This is a genomic window from Rhodoplanes roseus (assembly GCF_003258865.1).
In the GTDB taxonomy this organism is placed as follows: Bacteria; Pseudomonadota; Alphaproteobacteria; order Rhizobiales; family Xanthobacteraceae; genus Rhodoplanes; species Rhodoplanes roseus.
The window spans coordinates 12,039-33,459 of the sequence record NZ_NPEX01000002.1 but is presented as its reverse complement, the minus strand read 5'-3'; the positions used below and the strand labels follow the sequence as shown (position 1 = coordinate 33,459).

Here is a 21,421-nt window from a genome sequence, read left to right as displayed (position 1 = left end):
GTGCCGGGGCGCTGGATCCCGACCACCTATGGCGGCACCCCGGTCGAGGCGATCCGCGAGCTCGGGTCGGCGGCTTGAGCGCGCCCGTCGTCTCGGGCGCCGCGGTGGCGCCGCCGATGCCGCCCAGCGAGGAGGCGCGGCTCTCCAGCGCGCTCTGCCGCCGGATCACCTGCTCGAGCTTCTGCTCGAACTGCTCCTGGTCGAGAAGCTGGCGGGTCGTGACACGGTCGACCTGCGAGCGCATCTCGGCGATGCGGTCCTCGTAGGCGGCCTCGATCTCGGCCTGGCGCGTGATCATCCGGGTGATCACGTCGTCGTGGAAGGCGAAATAGGTGGCCGTGACGATCGACCAGCCGGCCATGATCACCAGGGTGCCGACCACGGTCCAGAACGCCACCGGACCGAGCCGGACCTGCCGTCCGGCATAGCCGAACGTGAAGGCGCGGCGGACCGGGGCGGCCGCCTTGGGCGCTGCCGCGGGTCGTTGCACCGCCGGCGCGGGTCGTTGCACCGCTGGGGCGGGCCGTGGAGGCGCCGGCGCGACGCGGCGGACCGGTTCCTCGATCCGATGCCGGCGCTCGTCCACGGGCACGTGGTGCCCGTGGCGGTCGCCGCGGTGCTCGGCCGGATGGTCGGGATAGTGGTCGGCGTGCCGGGGAGCGTAGGCCGGGGCTTGCCGCTGGGGCTGCTCCCAGCCCCGCTCGGCCGCGGCCGCGGCGGCGCGCTCGTGCATCGGCCGGTCACGATGACCGTTGTCCTGGTGCGGCCGATGAGACATTCACGCTCCCTGCGCGGCCGGTCGTGCCGGTCCGTACGAGGCCTGAATGTCATCCCTGCATGGTAAAGATTTCCCAAACGAATCACGGCCGTATCGCGACATTTCGGGTCGTGGCGGCCGTGCCCGGGACGCACGCCTGGAGCGGCTAGATCGCTTTGGCGGCCGCCAGCACCTCGTCGGCGTGACCGTCGACCTTCACGGACGGCCAGATCCTGGCGATCCGGCCGTCCGGCCCGATCAGGAAGGTGGCCCGGGTGATTCCCATGAAGGTTTTGCCGTACATGGATTTTTCGCCCCATACCCCGTACGCCTCGAGCATCCCGTGGGTCTCGTCGGAGGCGAGCGGAATGGTCAGTGCGTGCTTCTTCACGAAGCCGTCTTGCTTCTTCACCGAGTCGGCCGACACGCCGAGCACGTCGGCGCCGGCCTTGGCGAAGGCCGCCTTGGCAGCCGAGAACGCCTGGGCCTCGCGGGTGCAGCCGGGAGTGTCGGCCTTGGGATAGAAGTACAACACCAGCTTGCGGCCCTTGAAGTCGGCCAGCGAGATTTCGCCGCCGCCGTCGCGCGGTAAGCGGAACTCCGGAGCGGGGTCTCCTTCACGCAGTTTCAAGGGCATATGCCTTCCTTTCGACGCTTTCACGGCGCTGTGTAAACGCTGGGGTACCGGGAATAAGTCCCTGACTGGCTGACCGATGTGTCGGACGGCGCGCCCGCCTCTACGGAGCGTGCAAGGGGACATTGTGCGGGCAGGGAGCGGGGCCGTCCAGAACGCATGGCGGACAAAAATCTGAGTCCGAGACTTGCTGCTTTGCGCAGCCTGGAGGCGAGCCTTCACTTGCACAAATGTGCGGAGGCTGCCCGGGCTGCGTCGGCGCGTTGCTGCGGCGACGGCTCGGACTCTCACGCCCCTGATTCTCACGCCTCGTTCGGTTCCGCGCCGCGCCAGCCCGGCACGTCCGATCCCGCCTCGTCGTCCGCCGTATCGTCGGCCGCGCCGGCCTGCGGATCGCCGCGGCTCGGTCGTCGTCTCATCACCGGTTGCGCCGTGCTCGGCAGCCGCGCCGCGGCCTCGGCCTCGGCTGCGCTGCGGGATCTCGCCAACCTGGATTTCCGCGGGGCCGCTTGGCACGCGCGCCAGGCCGTGACCTATGCGCTCTGCATGCGTGCCACCCGGGTCTGCCTTTTCGCCACCGGCGTGCCGGTCGTGCTGCTGGCGTTGCTGGTCGGCGGATTCTGGTGGCGTCTGTCGATGGGACCGATCCCGCTCGACATGGCCACCCCGTGGCTCACCGCCGCCATCGCCGAGAATCTCGGGCACCGTTACACGGTGGAGGTCGGCGGCACCGTCATCGAGCTCGACGAGAACCGCCGCATGGCGGTGCGCATCCGCGATGTCGTCGTGAAGGACAGCGACGGCGCCGTGGTCGCAACCGCGCCCAAGGCGGAGGCCGGCTTCACGGCGGCGACCCTGCTGTCGGGGCGCCCGCGGGCCGAGAGCATCAATCTGGTCGGCGCCGAGATCGCGCTGCGGGTCGAGACCGACGGCAAGGTCACGGTGTTCGCCGGGGCCGACAAGCGGCCGATCGCCACCTCGCCGGTGCTGGCATCCGCCGGAACGCGCTCGCTTCCCCTGCGGGTCGATCCCGAGCCGACCGCCTCGGTCGGGCCCGCCCGGGCCCCTGCGGAAGTCTTCTCGGCGCTGCTGTCCTGGGTCGACAGCCTCGGCAAGCTCGGCCTCGACGGCGGCGACCTCACCGAGGTCGGCCTCAAGAGCGGCAACCTGGTGGTCGACGACCAGCGCAGCGGCCGCCAGTCCCGCTTCGAGAACATCCATGTCAGCATGACGCGGCCACAGCCGGGCGAGCTCTCGGTGACGCTGGGCTCGCAGGATCCGGACCGTCCTTGGGTGGTGGTCGGTGCCGTGAAGTCGACGGCAGAGGGCGCTCGGGCGGTGCGCATGGAGGCCCGCAAGGTCTCGATGCGCGACATCCTGATGGCGCTCCGGCTCGACGAGGGGGTCGAGTCCGACCTGCCGATCTCGGCGAGCCTGCGGGCCGAGATCGGGACTGACGGGACCCCGAACTTCGCGAGCGGGCGGCTGCTCGCCGGCCCGGGAATGATCGGCGAGGTCGGGGACGCCCTCAACCGCATCTCGGTCGACCGCTTCGAGGCGAGCCTCGAATGGGACGCCAGCCGTGGCATGATCGTCACGCCCTTTCAGCTGGTCTCCGGCTCCACCCGGATGACGCTGATCGGCCAGGCGGAGCCGCCGGCCGAGCCCGGCAAGCCATGGCAGCTCGCCTTGCGCGGCGGCAGCGTCGTGGTCGGATCGGCGGCGCAGGGCGAGAGTCCGCTGCTGATCAACCGTCTCCTGGTGCGCGGCCGCTTCGATCCGGCGACGCGGCGCCTCGACATCCAGCACGGCGAAGCGGGCGGCGGCGACGTCAACATCGCCATGTCGGGCTTCATCGAGCTCGCCACCAGCGACCCGCGTCTCGCGGTCGGCATGGCGGCCCGCAACATGTCGGCGACCTCCTTCAAGCGCGTCTGGCCGCCCTTCGTGAACCCGCCGGTGCGCGAATGGGTGATGGACAACATGGCGGGCGGCATGCTCGACCGCATCGAGATCGCGACCAATGCGCCGTTCTCGACGCTGCGGGCCGGCGGGCCGCCGGTGCCGGACGACGGCCTGTCGATCGAGATCGTCAGCAACGGCACACAGGTCAAGCTGATGGAGGCGCTGCCGCCGATCCGCGAGTCCGACCTCGTGATGCGGGTCCGCGGACGCCAGATCGCCATCGCACTCGGACGGGGCGTCGCCGAGCTGCCGTCCGGCCGCCGCATGACGGTGACCAACGGGCTGTTCGAGGTGCCGGATTCGCACGGCCCGAAGCCGGCCGCGCGGGTGCGTGCCCGGGTCGACGGGCCGGCGCCGGCCGCCGCCGAGTTCCTGTCGCTCGACAAGATCCGCGACGCCTCCGGCTCGCCGCTCGATCCGGCCAACTGCCGCGGCACGGTCAGTGCCCAGGTGACGGTGGCGACGCGCCTCGAGTCCGATCCGCCGCCCGAGGCGTTCACCTACACGGTGGCGGCCGACCTCACCAACTTCGCGGCCGACAAGTTCGCCCTCTCGCAAAAGCTCGAGGCGCAGACGCTCAAGATCAACGCGACCCAACAGGGCTACCAGGTCAAAGGCGACGTGCGGGTCGGCGGCGTCCCTGCTTCGATCGAGTACCGCAAGAACCGTGGCGACGAGGATGCCGAGCTGCGCCTGCAGGCCAATATCGACGACGCGGCGCGCACCAAGCTCGGCTTCGACGTCGGTCCGGCCGTGTCGGGCTCGATCCCGATCAAGCTGTCCGGCCGGATGGCGACCAATCCGGACCAGGACAATCGCCTGGTGGTCGAATCCGACCTCACGCACGCCCGCATCGACAATCTGCTGCCGAGCTGGGTGAAGCCGGCCGGCAGGCCGGCCAAGTCGGTGTTTACCTATGTGGGCCGCGGCAAGGCGGCGCGCTTCGAGGACGTCAGCATCGAAGGCTCGGGCGCCTCGGTGAAGGGCGGCGTCGAGCTCGACGGCAACGGCGATTTCCTCGCCGCCTCGTTCCCGGTATTCGGCCTCTCCGATGGCGACAAGGCCAATCTCAAGGCCGAGCGCGGTCAGGACGGTATGGTCAAGGTGATCATCCGGGGCGACGTCTATGATGGCCGCGCCCTGGTGAAGTCCGTCATGGGCGGCTCGGGGGCCGACCAGAAGCGCCAGTCCCAGACCGCCGACGTCGACCTCGACGTGAAGATCGGCGCGCTCGCCGGCTTCAACGGTGAGGCGTTGCGCGCGGTCGATCTCAAGATCGTGCGTCGTGGGGGCAAGCTCGATGCCTTCGGCCTCTCGGCCAAGATCGGCGGCGACTCCACCCTGATCGGCGACCTGCGCGCCCGCACCGGCGGCGGTGGCAACGTGGTCTATGTCGAGAGCAAGGACGCCGGCGCACTGTTCCGCTTCACCGACACCTATGCGCGCATGTTCGGTGGCCAGATGTGGCTCGCCATGGACCCGCCGAGCGCCGACCAGAAGCCCAAGGAAGGCCTCCTCAACGTCCGCGACTTCTGGGTCCGGGGCGAGCCGTCGCTCGACCGCGTCGCCGCCTCCGGCGCGCCCGGTGCGCAGAATCCCGGCGTCGAGTTCTCGCGCATGCGGGTGGAGTTCTCCAAGTCGCCCGGCAAGCTGATGATCCGCGACGGCGTGGTGCGCGGCCCGATGGTCGGCGCGACGCTCGAAGGCGCGCTCGACTACGCCGCCAACGAGGTGCGGATGCGCGGCACCTTCGTGCCGCTCTACGGGCTCAACAACGCCTTCGGCCAGATCCCGATCGTCGGCCTGTTCCTCGGCGGTGGCGACAAGGAAGGCCTGCTCGGCGTGACCTACGAGGTGGTCGGCACACCCGGCGCGCCCGTGCTGCGCGTCAATCCGATTTCCGCCGTCGCTCCCGGCGTGCTGCGCAAGTTCTTCGAGTTCCCCAGCACGCTCACGGGCGCCGACCGCGGCACGGTGCAGGACTCACGATCTGCGATCCAGTAGCCGCCCACGCAGGCGTGGCGCAGGCGCTCCGCGCCGCTACTCCACGAACTCGCTCGCCCGATAGCCCTGCGCATGAAGGAGCGCCGTGAGATCGCCATGGTCGATCCGGGCGTCCGCCGCGGCTGCGACGGCCGGCTTGGCACGATAGGCGACGCCGAGCCCGGCCTCGTCGATCATCGCGAGGTCGTTCGCCCCGTCGCCGACCACGATGGTGTCGTGCTGGGCGAGCCGCAGCGCCTCGCGGCGGTCGTGCAGGGTGGTGCGCTTCGCCTCGCGCCCGATCAGCGGCGGCAGCACGCGGCCGGTGAGCCGCTTGTCGGGGCCGATCTCCAGCACATTCCCGACATGCTCGTGGAAGCCGATCATGGCAGCGACCCGCGCCGTGAACAGCGTGAACCCGCCCGAGACCAGGCAGGTGCGGGCGCCGTTCGCCGCCATGGTGCGCACCAGCGCGCGGGCGCCGGGATTGATGGTGATGCGGGTCTCGATCACCTCGTCGATCAGGCTCACGGGCAGGCCGGCCAGCAGCGCGACGCGCTCCACCAGGGCCGGCTCGAAGGCGATCTCGCCGCGCATCGCCCGTTCCGTGATCGCGGCGATGTGAGCCTTCCGGCCGATCATGTCGGCGATCTCGTCGATGCATTCCTGGCCGATCATGGTCGAGTCCATGTCGGCCAACAGCAGCGTCTTGCGCCGCCCGGCCGCCGCCTGCACGACCACGTCGACGGGTCGCGGCGCCAGCATGTCACGCAGCCGCGTCGCCAGCGCCCGCTCGTCCAGCGGTCCGCGCGGCGTGAACGGCAGGTCGACGGCGACGCGGGGCGCCAGCCAGTCGGGCAGGCCGGGCGACGGCAGGGCGGTCCGCGCCAACGCCGCCGTGGCGGCATCGAGGGCGGGCGTTTGCGGATCGACGATCAGGGTGGCGACGTGGGTCATGGGACGGGGGGCGTCGCTCAATCCAGCACGTGGCTGACCATGCCGTCGGCCAGCTTGGGCTCGAACCAGGTCGACTTCGGCGGCATGATCTCGCCGGCGTCGGCGACCGCCATCAGGTCGACCATCTGGGTCGGGTAGAGCGAGAAGGCCGCTGCGGCGTCACCGGCCGTCACGCGCCGGGCCAGCTCCTCGACGCCGCGGCCGCCGCCGACGAAGTCGATGCGCTTGTCGCGGCGCTGGTCGGTGATCCCGAACAGCGGCTCGATGGCGTTCTTCGACAGCAGCGTGATCGGCAGCCGGCCGACCGGATCGTCCGCCGGCACCAGCTCCGGATGCAGCGTGAGCGCGTACCAGGCGCCGTCGACGAACAGGCCGAACTGGCTCGCCGCCGCCGGCCGCACCGGGCCGTCCGCCAGCGTCACCTCGAAGCGCTCGCCGAGCGCCGCCAAAAGCTCCGCCGGCGTATGACCGTTCAGGTCCTTCATCAGCCGGTTGTAGTCGAGGATCGTCATCTGGTGGTGCGGGAACATCACGGCGAGGAACTGGCCGTGCGAGCCGGGGCCGCCGCGCGCCGCCGAAACCCGGGCGGCCGCCGCCGAGCGGTGATGGCCGTCGGCGATATAGAGGGTCGGCAGCGCATCGATCATGCGGGTGAGCTGCGCCACCGTCTCCGGGCCGTCGACCACCCACATCTCGTGGCGCACGCCGTCGTCGGCCGTGACGTCGACGGCGCGGGTCGTCTCGGTGATCTGGGCCAGGATCGTGTCGAGGCCGGGGGCGCCGGCATAGGCCAGCATCACGGGCCCGGTCTGGGCGCCGACCGCCTCGATCTGGCGGACGCGGTCGTCTTCCTTGGCCGGCGTGGTCAGCTCGTGCTTGCGGATGCGGCCGCTCTCGTAGTCGGCGACGCAGGCCGCGACGGCGAGGCCGGTCTGCACCCGGTCGCGCCAGGTCAGCCGGTAGACATAGTAGCTCGGCACGTCCTCGCGGATCAGCACGCCCTCGGCGACCATGCGGTCGAGGTTTTCGCGCGCTTTCGCGTAGACGGCGGGGTCGTACGGGTCGATGCCGGCGTCGAGGTCGATCTCGGGCTTCGAAATATGCAGGAAGCTCCATGGCTTGCCGGCGGCGCGGGTGCGCGCCTCGTCGCTCGACAGCACGTCGTAGGGCGGCGCCAGGACCTCGGCGGCGCGTCCCGGTGCGGGACGGAGGGCACGGAAGGGCTGAACCAGGGACACGGGAACTCTCCGACGGGGGTCGATTTTTCGGGCCCGGTTTAGCACCTGTGGCGGCCCACGGAAGGGAATCTTCGGGCCCGCCGGGCCGGCCGCGGCTCAGTAGCGGAGATACGGGCGGCGCGTTTCGGCCCAGGCCGTCTCGTCGGGGCGCGTGAGGGCGTCGAGGTCGGCGGGCGTGGCGGCCGGATCGTCGACCCACTCGCGCAGGAGCGGCCCGCCGTTGATGACGTCGATGGCCAGGCGGGTCAGCTCGTACTCGTAGGGAAAATCCCGCCACAGCGGGTAGTCCGGATCGAGGCGGCGGATCGCCTTGAAGGCGAGCGCCTGGAGGCGCCAGGGCCTGAACGCGGCGTGATCGTAGGCCGGCCCTTCGGCGTGGATCTGGACCCCGTGGCAGAGCCGGCCCGCATGCTTGTGGAAGGTCGGCTCGAACCAGATCTCGCGCAGCGCGCAGCCGGCCAGCCAGTGCGGCGCCAGCGCCCGCATCTCCGCCGTCACGGCCCGCGCATCGATGTCGGGGGCGCCGAATACTTCGAGAGGCCGCGTGGTGCCGCGCCCCTCCGACAAGGTCGTGCCCTCCAGCATCACGGTGCCGGCATAGGCGCGCGCCATGGAGAGGTTCGGCGCGTTGGGGCTCGGATTGATCCAGATGCGCTCGCCGAGTGGCCAGCCGAAGCCCGGCGCGGCGTCGGGCCGCCAGCCCTCCATGGCGATCACCCGATAATCGACGTCGAGCTTCAGCGTGTCGACGAACCAGAGGCCCAGCTCGCCCAGCGTCAGCCCGTGCCGCATCGGCAGCGGACCGGCGCCGACGAAGCTCTCCTGACCGGGCCGCAGCGTCAGCCCTTCGATCGGCCGTCCGGCCGGGTCGGGACGGTCCAGAACCCACACGGCCTTGCCGTGCCGGGCCGCCGCCTCCAGCACGTAGCGAAGTGTGGTGATGAACGTGTAGATGCGGCAGCCCAGATCCTGCAGGTCGACCAGCATCACGTCGAACGTGTCCATCATCGCGTCGGTCGGCCGGCGCACCTCGCCGTACAGGCTGAACACCGGAATGCCGTGCACCGGATCGGAAAAATCCGGCGACTCGACCATGTTGTCCTGCTTGTCGCCGCGCAGCCCGTGCTGCGGCCCGAAGGCGGCCGAGAGCGTCACGTCCGCGCAGCCCGCGAGGGCATCCAGCGTGTGGGTCAGATCCTGAGTCACGGAGGCGGGGTGCGCCAGCAGCGCCACCCGCCGGCCGGCGAGCGGGGCGCGCAGCGCACGCTCGGCGAGGAGACGATCGATCCCGAATTTCATCACGGCCCCCGCAGGTCCCCGGCCTGGTGCGTTCGTCCGTTCAGGCCGAAGGCTCATGTACAGGGCGGCAGCGGATGCGCAAAGCCGGCGGCGTGGTGGAAGTCCGGCGCCCCGGGCGGATGCGCCAGCGCCCAGTACGACACGCGCCCCTCCGTGTCCTCGATCACGGCCGAGAGGCCGAGACGCCAGGGGCGGCGCGGATCGAGCTCCGGCAGGCCGGCGAGGTCCAGCACCGCGGCCAGGACGAACCTGTCCGGCGCGGCCCGGGGGGTGATCGCCGGGGCCCCGAGCGCGTCGGCCGCGCGCATGCCGCTGCGATACGAGTCGAACCGATAGACGGCCCAGGCGGTCGACGGCGACAGGTTGATCTCGAGATAGGCTTCGGCCGGGCCGGGGGCCAGGAAGGCTTCGAGGCAGGTGTGCCGCCACAGCCCGTCGGTGCGGACGGGCGCCGCCGGCGCCGGCCAGCGGATCGCGGCGATGCGGCCGGTCACCTCGTAGGCGAGCGCCAGCCGGCCGGGGGCAGGGCGGACGACCTCGACCGCGATGCGGGTGTCGGCCGGGCCGGGCGAATCGGGGTGGGCGTGCAAGGGCAGGCGCATGGTGAAATCCTATACGGCGGCGTCCGCCGCTCGTCCCAGCGAAGCCGACCCAGCGGGGGAGTGGGGCGGGCCCCCGCGACGGGCCGCCACGAAAACTGCACCGGGCCTTTCTACCGTCGCGGACGGATCGAAGCACAGGAGGGCCGCATGGCGCCGCTGATCGCCCTGACGGGAGCGACCGGGTTCATCGGCCGCCATCTGCTGCGGGAGCTGCCGGCGCGCGGCTTCCGGGTGCGCGCGCTGCTGCGGCGGCCGGCCGAGCTGCCGCCCGAGACGACCGGCGCCGTGATCGGCGACATCGCACGGCCCCAGAACATGACGGCGGCGCTGGAAGGGGTCGACGCGGTCGTCCATTCGGCCGCGCTGACGCCGGGCCTGACCGGCACGCCGGCCGACGACTATCGGGCCATGAACACCGAGGCCACCGTGGCGCTGGCGCGTGCCGCGCAGCGGGCCGGGGCGAAGCGCTTCGTGTTTCTCTCGTCGATCCGGGCCCAGGCCGGTCCGACCGCGCCCGGCGTCCTCACCGAGGACGGTACGGCCGCGCCGGAGTCCGAGTACGGCCGCTCCAAGCTCGCCGCCGAACAGGGCCTCGCCGGGCTCGATCTCGACTGGGTGGCGCTGCGCCCGGCCCTCGTCTACGGACCGGGTTGCCGGGGTAACATCGCCGAGCTCGCGCGGCTCGCCCGCACGGCGTGGCCGCTGCCGCTCGGGTCCCTGGCGGCGCCGCGGTCGCTGCTGGCGGTCGGCAATCTCGCCGCCGCGGTGGCGACCGTGCTGGCGGCGCCGGCGCCGCTGCGGCGCGCCTTGGTGGTCGCGGACCGCGAGGCGCTGTCGGTGGCCGAGATGATCGCGGCGATGCGGCGGGGCCTTGGGCGCCCGGCCGGCCTCGTCCCGGTGCCGGCCGTGCTGCTGCGCCTCGCTTTGCAGGCGAGCGGGCGGACCGAGACGTTCCGGCGCCTCGCCGAGCCGCTGGTGGTCGACGCCTCGGCTCTGGTCCGGCTCGGCTGGACCCCCGCCGTGACAACCGGCGAAGGGCTCGCGCGGCTGGTTCGCGAGATGAACTGATGCGCGCTCGCGACGCGGTCACTCGGCCGGCGTGAGCCGCAGGAGCTTGCCGTCGTCCTCGTCCGTGAGCGCCAGGACCTCGCCGTCCGGGCCCTGGACGACGTCGCGGATCCGCGCCCCGAGCCCGATGCGCTCCTCGCCCGTGACGGTCTCGCCGTCGAGCGTCAGCCGCACTATGCCGCGCGATTGCAGACCGCCGATCAGCAGGCTGCCGCGCCAGCCCGGAATCCGGTCGGACGTGTAGAACGCCATGCCGGACGGGGCGATCACCGGCGTCCAGTGGCGGATCGCGTCGGCGAGGTCGGGCCGGGTCGGCGGCTTGGGGATCGGCTTGCCGTCGTAATGGTCGCCCCAGCTCACCAGCGGCCAGCCGTAGTTCCTGCCGGCCTGCGGGATGTTCAGCTCGTCGCCCCCGCGCGGTCCCATCTCGTGCGTCAACAGCACGCCCGTCGTCGGATGGATGGCGGCGCCCTGGACGTTGCGGTGCCCGTAAGACCAGATCTCCGGTCGCGCGTCGGGCCGCTTCACGAAGGGATTGTCGTCCGGCACCGTGCCGTCCGGCCGGATGCGAATGACCTTTCCGAGATGCCCGGTGAGATCCTGGGCGGGATCGAAGCGGAAGCGCTCGCCCGTGGTGATGAACAGGTTGCCGTCCGGCGCGAAGGCGAGGCGCGAGCCGAAATGGTTTCCGCCCGAGACTTTCGGAACCTGGCGGAACACGACCTTTACGTCCTCGAGCGCGTCGGCGCCGAGCCGTCCGCGGGCGACGGCCGTCGAGGCGCCGCCCGGTCCAGGCTCGGCGAAGGAGACGTAGACGAGGCGGTTCGCCGAAAAGTTCGGATCGAGCGCGACGTCCAGCAGCCCGCCCTGGTCCTGCGCGAACACCTCGGGGACCCCTTTCAGGGGCGCCGACATCTGCCCGTCGCGCGTCACGATGCGCAGCCGGCCCGGCCGCTCGGTGACCAGCATGCGGCCGTCCGGCAGCACGGCGAGACCCCAGGGATGGACCAGACCGGCCGTCACGGTGCGGACGATCAGCGGCCCCGACCGGCCGTCGACGCGGCGCTCCGCGCCGGCGGCTGCGGACTGGGCCAGCGCCGGCACGGCGCCGAGCAGCAGGCACAGCGCGGCGAGCCTGATCGTCGCGAAAACCCGGACTGTCATCGTGCTCTCCCGTTCCGGCGCGGCCCGGCCGGATCGTGTCAGGGGGCGAGAATCGCCCAGCCGTGCGGCGGCAGCGTGACGGTCGCCTTCGCCGTGCCGCTGCGTCCGAGCGTCGCGGCGCCGGCGATCACGCGGGCGGCGCCCGGCGCCGTCTCGGTGATGTCCCGATCGGAGAGATTGAGGGCGACCGTGAGGCTTTCGCCCCCGGCGCCCCGCGTCTCGTAGACCATGTGATGGTTGGCGAGCGCGACCGAGCGGGTGCGCGCCGCATGCAGCCATGGATTGAGGCGGCGGAGCGCGATCAGGCTGCGGTGCAGCTCGTGCATCGGCCATCCGTACGGGGCGAGGCCGTCCGGCGTCTCCGGAAAGGCCGGGCGCACGTCGTCGTCGCCGCCCGGGCGGTCTTCCTTGAAGCCGCGAAATCCCTGCTCGTCGCCGGCGTAGATCGACGGCGTCCCGGCACAGGTGAACAGGATCACGACGGCATGGGCGACGTGGCGCTCGTCGACGATGCGGCTGGCCAGCCGGGTGACGTCGTGATTGCCCAGGAAGGTCTGCGGCACGAAGGTGTCGAGCAGGGCCTCGTGCCGCGTCATCGCCCAGGCGAGCTCGAAGAAGTTCTGGTCGACGATCGCGCTCCAGATCGCCTTCCACAGCTCGTACTGGGTGGTCGCGTCGATGCGCGCCTCGCGCACGAAGCCCGCGTAGTCTCCGTGGATGACCTCGCCGAACACATAGGCGTCCGGACAGGCGGTCCGCACGCGCGCCATCACGGTGGCCCAGAAGCGGGTCGGCACGGCATAGGCCGCGTCGAGGCGAAACCCGTCGGCTCCGCGGCGAAGCCAGTGCGTCATCACGTCGGCGACCAGGTCGGCGACCGCCGGATTGTCGTGGTCGAGCGCGGGCAACTCGCCATGCCCCTCGAAGGTCGCGTAGTCGGGCGTCTGGCCGGGGCCGTCGCCGCGCGGCCAGCTCAGGCGGAACCAGTCCGCCCGCGGGGCGGAGCGTCCCTGCGCGAGCACCTCCGTGAAAGCCGGATGGCCGCGCCCCAGATGGTTGAACACGCCGTCGAGGACGAGCCGCATGCCGCGCGCCTTCGCGGCGCCCGCGAGGGCGTCGAAGTCGGCGTCGTCGCCCAGCCGCGGATCGATACGGAAATGGTCGAGCGTGTCGTAGCCGTGGGTCGAGGAGGCGAAGATCGGCCCCAGCATGAGGCCGGACGCGCCGAGATCGGCTGCGTAGTCGAGCCACGGTTCCAGCCGCCGAAGCCGATGCGTCACCGGCGTCTGCGGTCCGGCGTCCCGCTCGGCTCCCAAGAATCCCAGCGGATAGACGTGCCAGAACACGGCATTTCTGATCCAGTCGGGCACGCGATCTCCTCGAAGGGCTGGGGGCGAGTGTCGGGTCGGCGGCGGGCGCCACCCCTGTCGCCAACCGGTCGGCGGCGCAGCGGTTCCGTGGCGTGGTGTCGGCGAACCGCCGGTGCAAGGGCGACGTCGGCCTGTGCTAGTGTGGCGTCGCCGGCCGCCCGGGCGGTAATCCGATCCCTTGTGCTCCTGCCCGCCGCCGATGTCCAACCTCGACGCCATCCTGATCGCCGGACCGACCGCGAGCGGCAAGTCCGCGCTCGCGCTCGCGCTCGCGGAGCAGCGCGGCGGCACGGTGATCAACGCCGATTCCATGCAGGTCTATGGCGACCTGCACGTCATCACGGCGCGGCCGGCGCCCGACGAGGTGGCGCGCGTGCCGCATCGTCTCTACGGGCATGTCGACGCGGCCGTGAACTATTCGGTCGGCCACTACATGGCCGATGCGCAGGCCGCGATCGCCGAGGTGCGGGCGCAGGGCCGCCTGCCGATCCTCTGCGGCGGCACCGGGCTGTACTTCAAGGCGCTGACCCGGGGCCTGTCGCGGGTTCCGCCGGTGCCGGACGAGGTCCGCCGGTCCGTCCGGCTCGCCCTCGACGAGCGCGGGCCGACGGGGCTGCACGCCATGCTGGCCGAGCAGGATCCGGCCGGCGCCGCCCGGCTGCAGCCGCGCGACCGCCTGCGGGTGTCGCGGTCGCTCGAGGTGGTGCTGGCCACCGGCCGGCCGCTCGCCGAGTGGCACGCCGAGACCGACCCGCCGCTTCTCGATCCGGCCCGTATCGCGACCGTGTTCCTGGCCCCCGACCGGGCCGCGCTGTACGAGCGCATCGACGCCCGCTTCGTCCGCATGATGGGGCATGGCGCGCTCGACGAGGTGCGGGCCTTGCAGGCCCGCGGCCTCGATCCGCTGCTGCCGGCGATGCGGGCCCACGGCGTGCCCGGCCTGTCGGCGTATCTGGCCGGGACCCTGTCGCTCGACGACGCGGTCGCCAAGGGCCGGCAGGACACCCGGCACTACGCCAAGCGGCAGTTCACCTGGTTCCGCCACCAGCTCCCTGACTGGCCGTGGCTGGCGCCCGAGCAGGGCCTCGAACACCTCCTGCGCCGCGTGGACGCTTGCCGGCCGGGATGATGGCCCGGACGGCCGCCACGGCCGCCAACGCGAGCCCGACGACCAACACCCAGGCGGCCGGCCGCAGGCCGAACGAGACGTCGAGATTGGCCGCCAGCACCAGCGTCGCGTCGACCCCGGTGGTGAACCCGTACCACGCCGCCTCGCCGAGCGCGGTGGCGCCGGCCGCGACGATCGCCAGGCCGGCCAGCCGCAGCGGCCCGAGATCTCCGCCCAGGCGATAGGCCAGCCGGTAGAGCAGGAGCCACGCCAGAAAGCCCGCCACCATCATCGACTCGGAGACGTCGAGCTTGGTCTGCATCAGGAAGTGCAGGACCGCCAAGGCGGCGATCGGATAGGCGAGACGGTGCAGCGCCTGCCAGCGCGGGCCGCCGAGCCGCCGGATCATCCCGTCCGTCGACGTGGCCGCGAGGGCCGCGAGGCCCAGAAGGGCGACGAAGCCGATGGTGAGATAGACGCGTAGCGCGATCTCGCTCGCCACCTTGGCGAGGTCGAGCTTCTGGTCGAAGACGTACAGCGTGAGATGCAGCGCCGCATAGGCGAAGGCCGCGACGCCGACGGTCCGCCGCGTCAGGATCAGCTTCGGCGCGCCCAGAATGCGGCGGGCCGGCGTGACGGCGAGCGACAGCAGCAGGAAGCGCACCGCCCAGGAGCCGGTCTGGTGGATCGCCTCGTTGAACGGTCGCGCTCCGAGCCCGCCGGTCGCGGCGAGCCAGGCGACCCAAGCGGCCGGCGACAGGACGAGCACGAAAGCGACGATCTTGGGGACAGACCAGCGGCCGGAACGTTCACGCAGAAAGGGCATGCAGGACCTCGGTTGGCCGCCGAACCTAGCGACGCGTGGTGCCGGGCGCGAGACCGCACGGACCGTTCTGCCCTCACGGGCGGTCACGATCCGCGGAGCAGACGCGTGCCCGGTGGGCCCGGAAAATGGAGTTCTTCTGCTCTTCGAAAGACGGAATAGCGGTGTTACGTCCTTGACCCCATATCAGGCCTCCTCTATAAGGCCGGCAACTTTCGACGCGAAGCAGAGTGTCATGCGCAACATTATTTCGCTCATCATCGTAGGACGGCGCGCCATCCGGGGATCGGCCTGATCGATCCCGACCGGGGTGGCGTGCTGCATCAAGGGGCCCAGGTGGCCCTTTTTTCATTCCTAACCACAGTTCTTCCCGAACAGACGGCCACAGGCCACACGAACAACAGCAGGCGGAGAAAGCCATGAGTAAGGAGATGACCGGCGCCGAGATGATCATCCAGGCGCTGATCGACCAGGGGGTCGAGCACATCTTCGGCTATCCGGGCGGCGCGGTGCTTCCGATCTACGACGCGCTGTTCCATCAACAGCAGGTCCAGCACATCCTGGTCCGCCACGAGCAGGGCGCCGTGCATGCGGCCGAAGGCTACGCCCGCTCGACCGGCAAGGTCGGCTGCGTCCTGGTGACCTCGGGTCCGGGCGCCACCAATGCGGTGACGGGCCTGGCCGACGCGATGTGCGACTCGATCCCGATCGTCTGCATCACCGGCCAGGTGCCGACCCACCTGATCGGCAACGACGCGTTCCAGGAGTGCGACACGGTCGGCATCACCCGGCCCTGCACGAAGTACAATTACCTGGTCAAGAGCATCGAGGATCTGCCCCGGGTGCTGCACGAGGCGTTCCACGTCGCCTCGACGGGCCGGCCGGGCCCGGTCGTCATCGACGTGCCGAAGGACATCCAGTTCGCCTCCGGCACCTACACGCGGCCGAAGACCTTCGCCCATCGCGGCTACGTGCCGAAGCTCAAGGGCGATCCCGCCCGTATCGAGGAGGCGGTGGCGCTGATGCGCCACGCCAAGCGGCCGGTGTTCTACACGGGCGGCGGCGTGATCAATTCGGGCCGCAAGGCGACCGAGCTGCTGCGCGAGCTGGTGCGCGCCACCGGCTTCCCGATCACCTCGACCCTGATGGGGCTCGGCGCCTATCCGGCCTCCGATCCGCAATGGCTCGGGATGCTCGGCATGCACGGCACCTACGAGGCCAACTTCGCCATGCACGAATGCGACCTGATGATCTGCATCGGGGCGCGCTTCGACGACCGCATCACCGGCCGGCTCGACGCCTTCTCGCCGGGCTCGCGGAAGATCCACGTCGACATCGATCCGTCGTCGATCAACAAGAACGTCAAGGTCGACGTGCCGATCCTCGGCGACTGCACGCAGGTGCTGGAGGAGATGCTGCGGCTGTGGAAGGCGCAGCCCGGCGACAGCCACGGCCCGGCCCACAAGAGCTGGTGGAAGAAGATCGAGCTGTGGCGGGCCCGCAAGAGCCTCGCCTACAAGCCCTCGACCGACCTGATCAAGCCGCAATACGCCATCCAGCGGCTCTACGAGCTGACCAAGGACCGCGACACCTACATCACCACCGAGGTCGGCCAGCACCAGATGTGGGCCGCCCAGTTCTACGGCTTCGAGGAGCCGAACCGCTGGATGACCTCGGGCGGGCTCGGCACCATGGGCTACGGCCTGCCGGCCGCCGTCGGCGTGCAGCTCGCCCATCCGGGCTCGCTCGTCATCGACATCGCCGGCGAGGCGTCGGTGCAGATGACCATGCAGGAGATGGCGACGGCGGCGCAGTACCGGCTGCCGATCAAGATCTTCATCCTCAACAACCAGTACATGGGGATGGTGCGGCAGTGGCAGGAGCTGCTGCACGGCGGCCGCTACTCGCAGAGCTACTCCGAGGCGCTGCCGGACTTCGTCAAGCTGGCCGAGGCCTATCACGGCGTCGGCATCCGCTGCGAGAAGCCGGGCGACCTCGACGACGCCATCCGCGAGATGATCACGGTCGACAAGCCGGTGCTGTTCGATTGCGTGGTCGATCCGTCCGAGAACTGCTTCCCGATGATTCCGTCGGGTCGCGCCCACAACGAGATGATCCTGGGCGACGCCGCCGAGAAGCTCGACGAGGCGATCACCGAGGAAGGCAAGATGCTGGTCTGACGACCGGCCGCGCGGCCCTCTCCGCGGGAGAGGGCCGGAGACATTCTTGGGGCAGGGGCCATTTCCGAAATGAACACGAGTACGCTCACGAGTCCGGCGAGCACGTCGCATTATCCGTCCGCCGGCGTCGCCCAGGCGATCGAGACCCACACGCTGTCCGTCATCGTCGACAACGAGCCGGGCGTGCTGGCGCGCGTCATCGGCCTGTTCTCGGGCCGCGGCTACAACATCGAGAGCCTGACGGTGTCGGAGACCGAGCACCAGAAGCACCTGTCGCGCATCACCATCGTGACGCGCGGCACGCCGATGGTGATCGAGCAGATCATGAACCAGCTCGACCGCATGGTGCCGGTGCACCGGGTGGTCGACATGACCGTGTCGGCCCGCTCGATCGAGCGCGAGCTCGCGATGGTGAAGGTGCGCGGCAAGGGCGAGCACCGGGTCGAGGCGCTGCGCCTGGCCGATGCGTTCCGGGCCCGGGTGATCGACGCGACGGTCGAGAGCTTCGTGTTCGAGATCACCGGCGCGGCCGACAAGATCGACCAGTTCGTCAGCCTGATGCTGCCGCTCGGCCTGGTCGAGGTCTCCCGCACCGGCATCGTCGCCATCGCGCGCGGGCCGGACGGGATGTGAGGGCTGGACATGTCGCGACGCTGATCCGCCCTCACCCTGAGGAGCCCGCGCAGCCGGCGTCTCGAAGGGCGAGGGTGGCCACATCGGTGGCCTCGTGGTTCGAGACGCACCCCTGCGGGGTGCTTCTCACCACGAGGGGCGGGCATGGTGGACGCCCCCTCGTCTCGGATATACATTGTGTATCCGAAGAGGATGCCATGAAGGTCAAGGTCTCGAAATGGGGCAACAGCCTCGGGGTGCGGCTGCCGAAGGCGGCGGCCGAGGCCGCGGGCCTGTCCGAAGGCAGCGAGGTGGACGTGGTGGTCGAGGGGCGCGAGCTGCGGCTGAAACCGGCCGCGCCGGTCGGCTACACGCGCTATCGCCTCGCCGACCTCGTCGCCGAGGCGAAGCGTCTCGGACCCGAGAACGAGCCGCCGACCGTCGACTGGGGGCCGGACCGTGGGGAAGAGATCCTTCCCGAGGACGAGTATTCGCGCGGCGAGATCACGTTCGAAGATCTGACGAGACACGATGCTTCCCGAAAGCGGTGACATCGCCTGGGTCGAGTTCGATCCCGTGCTCGGAACCGAGCAGGCCGGCCGCCGTCCGGCGCTGGTGCTGAGCGATCGCGCCTATCACGAGGCGTCGCGACGCAGCATCGTCTGCCCGATCACGTCGCGGGCGAAGCCGTGGAGCTTCAATGTTCCGCTCCCCGAGGGTCTGGAGACCCGCGGCGTCGTCCTGGTCGACCAGGTCCGGAGCGTCTCCCGCGAGCACCGGATGTTCGGCGTCATCGAGCACGTGCCCGATCGTGTCCTGCTCGACGTGCGCGGCGTGCTGGTCGCGCTGCTCGGGCTCGACAGCGTTCCGATCGCGCCTGGCCCGTCGCCGTGAGAATTCAGGACCGAACGGCATAGGACTTCCGCGGCCGCCGGGCTTGTCCCGGCTCCATGTACCTCTTAAGAACCCACCACGGCAGCCCGGGTCTCGGGTCCTGCCGGACCCGTCACAACAAGGGCGGCCCGATCCGCCGAGCAGGGGAACCACAATGCGTGTCTATTACGATCGCGACGCCGACCTGAATCTGATCAAGACCAAGAAGGTCGCGATCGTCGGCTTCGGCAGCCAGGGCCACGCCCATGCGCTCAACCTGCGCGACTCCGGCGTCAAGAACGTCGCCGTCGCGCTGCGCCCCGGCTCGGCCAGCGCCAAGAAGGCCGAGGCCGCCGGTCTGCCGGTGATGACGGTCGCCGACGCCGCCAAGTGGGCCGACGTGATGATGATGCTGACGCCGGACGAGCTGCAGGCCGACATCTACGCGAACGAGATCGCTCCCAACATCCGCGACGGCGCCGCGCTGATGTTCGCGCACGGCCTCAACGTGCACTTCAACCTCATCGATCCCAAGAAGGACATCGACGTCCTGATGATCGCGCCGAAGGGCCCCGGCCACACGGTCCGGGCCGAGTATGCGCGCGGCGCCGGCGTGCCCTGCCTGCTCGCCATCCACCAGGACGCGTCGGGCAACGCCCACGACATTGGCCTCTCCTACGGCTCGGCGATCGGCGGCGGTCGCGCCGGCATCATCGAGACGACGTTCCAGGAGGAGTGCGAAACCGACCTGTTCGGCGAGCAGGCCGTGCTGTGCGGCGGCGCCGTCGAGCTGATGAAGGCCGGCTTCGAGACGCTGGTCGAGGCCGGCTACGCCCCCGAGATGGCCTATTTCGAGTGCGTGCACGAGCTGAAGCTGATCGTCGACCTCATCTACGAGGGCGGCATCGCCAACATGAACTACTCGATCTCCAACACGGCCGAGTACGGCGAGTACAAGTCGGGCCCGCGCCTGATCACGCCGGAGACCAAGGCCGAGATGAAGAAGGTCCTGGCCGACATCCAGTCGGGCGCCTTCGTGAAGGACTGGATGCTGGAGAACAAGGTCAACCAGGCCTCGTTCAAGGCGATCCGCGCCAACAATGCCAAGCACCAGATCGAGGAGGTCGGCGCCAAGCTGCGCGAGATGATGCCCTGGATCAAGGAACGCGCCATGGTCGACAAGAGCCGCAACTGACCAGGCTGGCCTGGACCGGACGCGTCCGCACGGGTTTCGAAAGGGTCGCCGCGAGGCGGCCCTTTTTCAGCTCGTAGCCCGGTCGGAGCGCAGCGACGGCTGGGACGGCCGGTCCCGCATTTCGCTGTCGCTCAACGCGGGCTACGGGGGGACGGGGGCTACGGGGCCCACGCAATTCCGGTTGAATCTGCGGCGCGCGCCCGATATCGACGAACCAACAAGGGCCCGCAGGCATTTTGCGGAACCGGGCCCAGGGAGGACTTTGCATGAAGATCAGCGTATTGGCCGTCGCCGCCGCCACGGCCCTCGCCGCATTCGCCGGGCCCGTCGCCGCCCAGACCGCAACCCAGACCGCGCCTGCCCCCGAAAAGCCGAAGCTGGTGCTCGGGGTCGGCGGCAAGAGCCTGCTGTATTACCTGCCGCTCACCCTCGCCGAGCGGCTCGGCTACTTCAAGGAGCAGGGGCTCGACGTCACCATCACGGACTTCGGCGGCGGCGCGAAGTCGCTGCAGTCGCTGATCGGCGGCTCCGCGGACGTGGTCACGGGCGCCTACGAGCACACCATCCGGATGCAGGCCAAGGGCCAGGAGATCCGCGCCGTCACCGAGCTCGGCCGCTTCCCCGGCATCGTGCTGGCGGTCCGCAAGGACAAGGCCGCCGCGGTGAAGTCGTTCAAGGACCTCAAGGGCATGAAGATCGGCGTCACGGCGCCGGGCTCGTCGACCAACTTCTTCCTCAACGCGCTCTTGGCCAAGGACGGCCTCAAGTCGACCGACGTGTCGATCATCGGGGTGGGCGCCGGCATGTCGGCGGTCGCGGCGATGAAGAAGGGCGAGCTCGACGCCATCTCCAATCTCGATCCGGTGATCACCAAGCTGGTGCAGGACGGCGACGTGGTGGTGATGGCGGACAGCCGCACCGAGGCCGACAACGAGAAGCTCCTGGGCGGCAACAATCCGGCCGCCGTGGTCTATCTCAAGGCCGATTTCATCGAGAAGAACCCGGAGACCACGCAGCGCATCGTCAATGCGTTCTACAAGACCCTCAAATGGCTGCAGACCGCGACGCCCGAGGACGTCGCCAAGACGGTGCCGGAGGAATACCACCTCGGCGACCGCGCCCTCTACATCGCCGCCTTCAATGCGTCGAAGCCGATGTACTCGACCACCGGCATCATCCCCGAGAAGGGCATGAAGAACGCCCTCGACATGCTGGTGCAGTTCGACGACGAGATGAAGGACGCCAAGATCGACCTCAAGCGCACCTTCGACGACCGCTTCGTCAAGAAGGCCGCCGGCACGATGTGACGGGGCGCCTGCCCCTCGCATTCCTCGGTGTCGCGCTCTCTCCGCTCTCACCCTTAAGGAGGCCGCGGAGCGGCCGTCTCGAAGGGCGAGGGCGGCCCCGGCTACAGGGGTGCGGGGGCCGCATGGTTCGAGACGCGCTTCCGGCGCGCGAGCGCGCCCGGATCGCTCCTCACCATGAGGGGAGATCCTTGCACGGCGCACCTGCATGGTGCGCTTGACCTTCGGCCAGCCCCGGGCGACAGGTCCAAAAGCCGTGCAAACCGTGCGGCGTCCGGGTGGAGGGTCC

At 70.4% G+C, this 21,421-nt stretch carries 17 protein-coding genes and 1 pseudogene; 9 read left to right on the top strand and 9 right to left on the bottom strand.

Annotated elements, in window-relative coordinates; genetic code table 11:
• The coding region (locus tag CH341_RS36280) for a DUF5930 domain-containing protein (protein WP_342634985.1) at positions 1-778 on the bottom strand (778 nt) is incomplete at its 3' end.
• A gap of 145 nt (positions 779-923) precedes the next feature.
• Positions 924-1,382, bottom strand: a pseudogene (gene bcp, locus CH341_RS00545) (thioredoxin-dependent thiol peroxidase); the annotation flags it as partial.
• Positions 1,383-1,823: 441 nt separating this feature from the next.
• Between bcp and CH341_RS00535 the strand changes: the two are divergent.
• Complete coding sequence (locus CH341_RS00535; RefSeq protein ID WP_111417086.1) at positions 1,824-5,360, top strand: YhdP family protein; 3,537 nt, start codon at positions 1,824-1,826, stop codon at positions 5,358-5,360.
• Positions 5,361-5,396: 36 nt separating this feature from the next.
• Here CH341_RS00535 and serB read toward each other — a convergent pair whose 3' ends face one another.
• The 4 genes from serB to CH341_RS00515 form a co-directional block, all read right to left on the bottom strand.
• The gene (gene serB / locus CH341_RS00530) at positions 5,397-6,296 is read right to left on the bottom strand and encodes a phosphoserine phosphatase SerB (protein WP_111417085.1); all 900 of its coding nucleotides are present in this window, start codon (positions 6,294-6,296) and stop codon (positions 5,397-5,399) included.
• 17 nt (positions 6,297-6,313) lie between these two features.
• Positions 6,314-7,534: a DUF1015 domain-containing protein gene (locus tag CH341_RS00525; protein WP_111417084.1), complete on the bottom strand. Its 1,221-nt coding sequence runs from the start codon at positions 7,532-7,534 to the stop codon at positions 6,314-6,316.
• Between the two features lie 96 nt (positions 7,535-7,630).
• On the bottom strand, positions 7,631-8,833 hold the full coding sequence (locus CH341_RS00520; protein ID WP_111417083.1) for an exo-beta-N-acetylmuramidase NamZ family protein: 1,203 nt from the start codon (positions 8,831-8,833) through the stop codon (positions 7,631-7,633).
• A gap of 53 nt (positions 8,834-8,886) precedes the next feature.
• A complete protein-coding gene (locus CH341_RS00515; RefSeq protein ID WP_111417082.1) occupies positions 8,887-9,435 on the bottom strand; it encodes a DOMON-like domain-containing protein in 549 nt (182 codons plus the stop codon).
• Positions 9,436-9,582: 147 nt separating this feature from the next.
• Here CH341_RS00515 and CH341_RS00510 point away from each other — a divergent pair, with 147 nt between their 5' ends.
• A complete protein-coding gene (locus CH341_RS00510) occupies positions 9,583-10,503 on the top strand; it encodes an NAD-dependent epimerase/dehydratase family protein (protein ID WP_111417081.1) in 921 nt (306 codons plus the stop codon).
• 18 nt (positions 10,504-10,521) lie between these two features.
• Here CH341_RS00510 and CH341_RS00505 read toward each other — a convergent pair whose 3' ends face one another.
• Positions 10,522-11,667 carry a PQQ-dependent sugar dehydrogenase gene (locus tag CH341_RS00505; protein ID WP_111417080.1) on the bottom strand — a complete coding sequence of 382 codons (1,146 nt, stop codon included), beginning with the start codon at positions 11,665-11,667 and terminating at the stop codon, positions 10,522-10,524.
• Between the two features lie 38 nt (positions 11,668-11,705).
• Positions 11,706-13,037 (bottom strand): alpha-amylase family glycosyl hydrolase, encoded by a 1,332-nt coding sequence (locus tag CH341_RS00500; RefSeq protein ID WP_170149405.1) that lies wholly within the window; start codon positions 13,035-13,037, stop codon positions 11,706-11,708.
• 199 nt (positions 13,038-13,236) lie between these two features.
• Between CH341_RS00500 and miaA the strand changes: the two genes are divergently transcribed.
• Positions 13,237-14,166 (top strand): tRNA (adenosine(37)-N6)-dimethylallyltransferase MiaA, encoded by a 930-nt coding sequence (gene miaA, locus CH341_RS00495; RefSeq protein WP_111417078.1) that lies wholly within the window; start codon positions 13,237-13,239, stop codon positions 14,164-14,166.
• Here miaA and CH341_RS00490 read toward each other — a convergent pair.
• A complete protein-coding gene (locus CH341_RS00490) occupies positions 14,066-14,971 on the bottom strand; it encodes a protein-methionine-sulfoxide reductase heme-binding subunit MsrQ (protein ID WP_111417077.1) in 906 nt (301 codons plus the stop codon). The genes miaA and CH341_RS00490 overlap by 101 nt on opposite strands.
• Before the next feature lie 347 nt (positions 14,972-15,318).
• On the opposite strand from CH341_RS00490, the gene CH341_RS00485 reads away from it, so the two are divergent.
• From CH341_RS00485 to CH341_RS00460, 6 genes are all read left to right on the top strand, one after another.
• A complete protein-coding gene (locus CH341_RS00485) occupies positions 15,319-17,148 on the top strand; it encodes an acetolactate synthase 3 large subunit (protein ID WP_425376135.1) in 1,830 nt (609 codons plus the stop codon).
• A 69-nt stretch (positions 17,149-17,217) separates the two neighbouring features.
• The gene (ilvN, locus tag CH341_RS00480; RefSeq protein WP_210208137.1) at positions 17,218-17,781 is read left to right on the top strand and encodes an acetolactate synthase small subunit; all 564 of its coding nucleotides are present in this window, start codon (positions 17,218-17,220) and stop codon (positions 17,779-17,781) included.
• Between the two features lie 197 nt (positions 17,782-17,978).
• On the top strand, positions 17,979-18,311 hold the full coding sequence (locus CH341_RS00475) for an AbrB/MazE/SpoVT family DNA-binding domain-containing protein (RefSeq protein ID WP_111417075.1): 333 nt from the start codon (positions 17,979-17,981) through the stop codon (positions 18,309-18,311).
• A complete protein-coding gene (locus CH341_RS00470; protein WP_111417074.1) occupies positions 18,292-18,654 on the top strand; it encodes a type II toxin-antitoxin system PemK/MazF family toxin in 363 nt (120 codons plus the stop codon). The genes CH341_RS00475 and CH341_RS00470 overlap by 20 nt, the downstream gene beginning before the upstream one ends.
• A 154-nt stretch (positions 18,655-18,808) precedes the next feature.
• Positions 18,809-19,828, top strand: coding sequence for a ketol-acid reductoisomerase (ilvC, locus tag CH341_RS00465; RefSeq protein ID WP_111417073.1), 1,020 nt, complete (start codon positions 18,809-18,811; stop codon positions 19,826-19,828).
• A 266-nt stretch (positions 19,829-20,094) separates the two neighbouring features.
• On the top strand, positions 20,095-21,135 hold the full coding sequence (locus CH341_RS00460) for an ABC transporter substrate-binding protein (RefSeq protein ID WP_111417072.1): 1,041 nt from the start codon (positions 20,095-20,097) through the stop codon (positions 21,133-21,135).
• Positions 21,136-21,421: the final 286 nt, after the last annotated feature.

Bases quoted from the DNA above. Each gene is read 5' to 3' on its own strand.
- CH341_RS00490 (WP_111417077.1), bottom strand. From the start codon at position 14,971: ATGCCCTTTCTGCGTGAACGTTCCGGCCGCTGGTCTGTCCCCAAGATC.
- miaA (WP_111417078.1), top strand. From the start codon at position 13,237: ATGTCCAACCTCGACGCCATCCTGATCGCCGGACCGACCGCGAGCGGC.
- CH341_RS00470 (WP_111417074.1), top strand. From the start codon at position 18,292: ATGCTTCCCGAAAGCGGTGACATCGCCTGGGTCGAGTTCGATCCCGTG.
- CH341_RS00505 (WP_111417080.1), bottom strand. From the start codon at position 11,667: ATGACAGTCCGGGTTTTCGCGACGATCAGGCTCGCCGCGCTGTGCCTG.
- CH341_RS00520 (WP_111417083.1), bottom strand. From the start codon at position 8,833: ATGAAATTCGGGATCGATCGTCTCCTCGCCGAGCGTGCGCTGCGCGCC.
- serB (WP_111417085.1), bottom strand. From the start codon at position 6,296: ATGACCCACGTCGCCACCCTGATCGTCGATCCGCAAACGCCCGCCCTC.
- ilvN (WP_210208137.1), top strand. From the start codon at position 17,218: ATGAACACGAGTACGCTCACGAGTCCGGCGAGCACGTCGCATTATCCG.
- CH341_RS00475 (WP_111417075.1), top strand. From the start codon at position 17,979: ATGAAGGTCAAGGTCTCGAAATGGGGCAACAGCCTCGGGGTGCGGCTG.
- CH341_RS00515 (WP_111417082.1), bottom strand. From the start codon at position 9,435: ATGCGCCTGCCCTTGCACGCCCACCCCGATTCGCCCGGCCCGGCCGAC.
- CH341_RS00510 (WP_111417081.1), top strand. From the start codon at position 9,583: ATGGCGCCGCTGATCGCCCTGACGGGAGCGACCGGGTTCATCGGCCGC.
- CH341_RS00460 (WP_111417072.1), top strand. From the start codon at position 20,095: ATGAAGATCAGCGTATTGGCCGTCGCCGCCGCCACGGCCCTCGCCGCA.
- ilvC (WP_111417073.1), top strand. From the start codon at position 18,809: ATGCGTGTCTATTACGATCGCGACGCCGACCTGAATCTGATCAAGACC.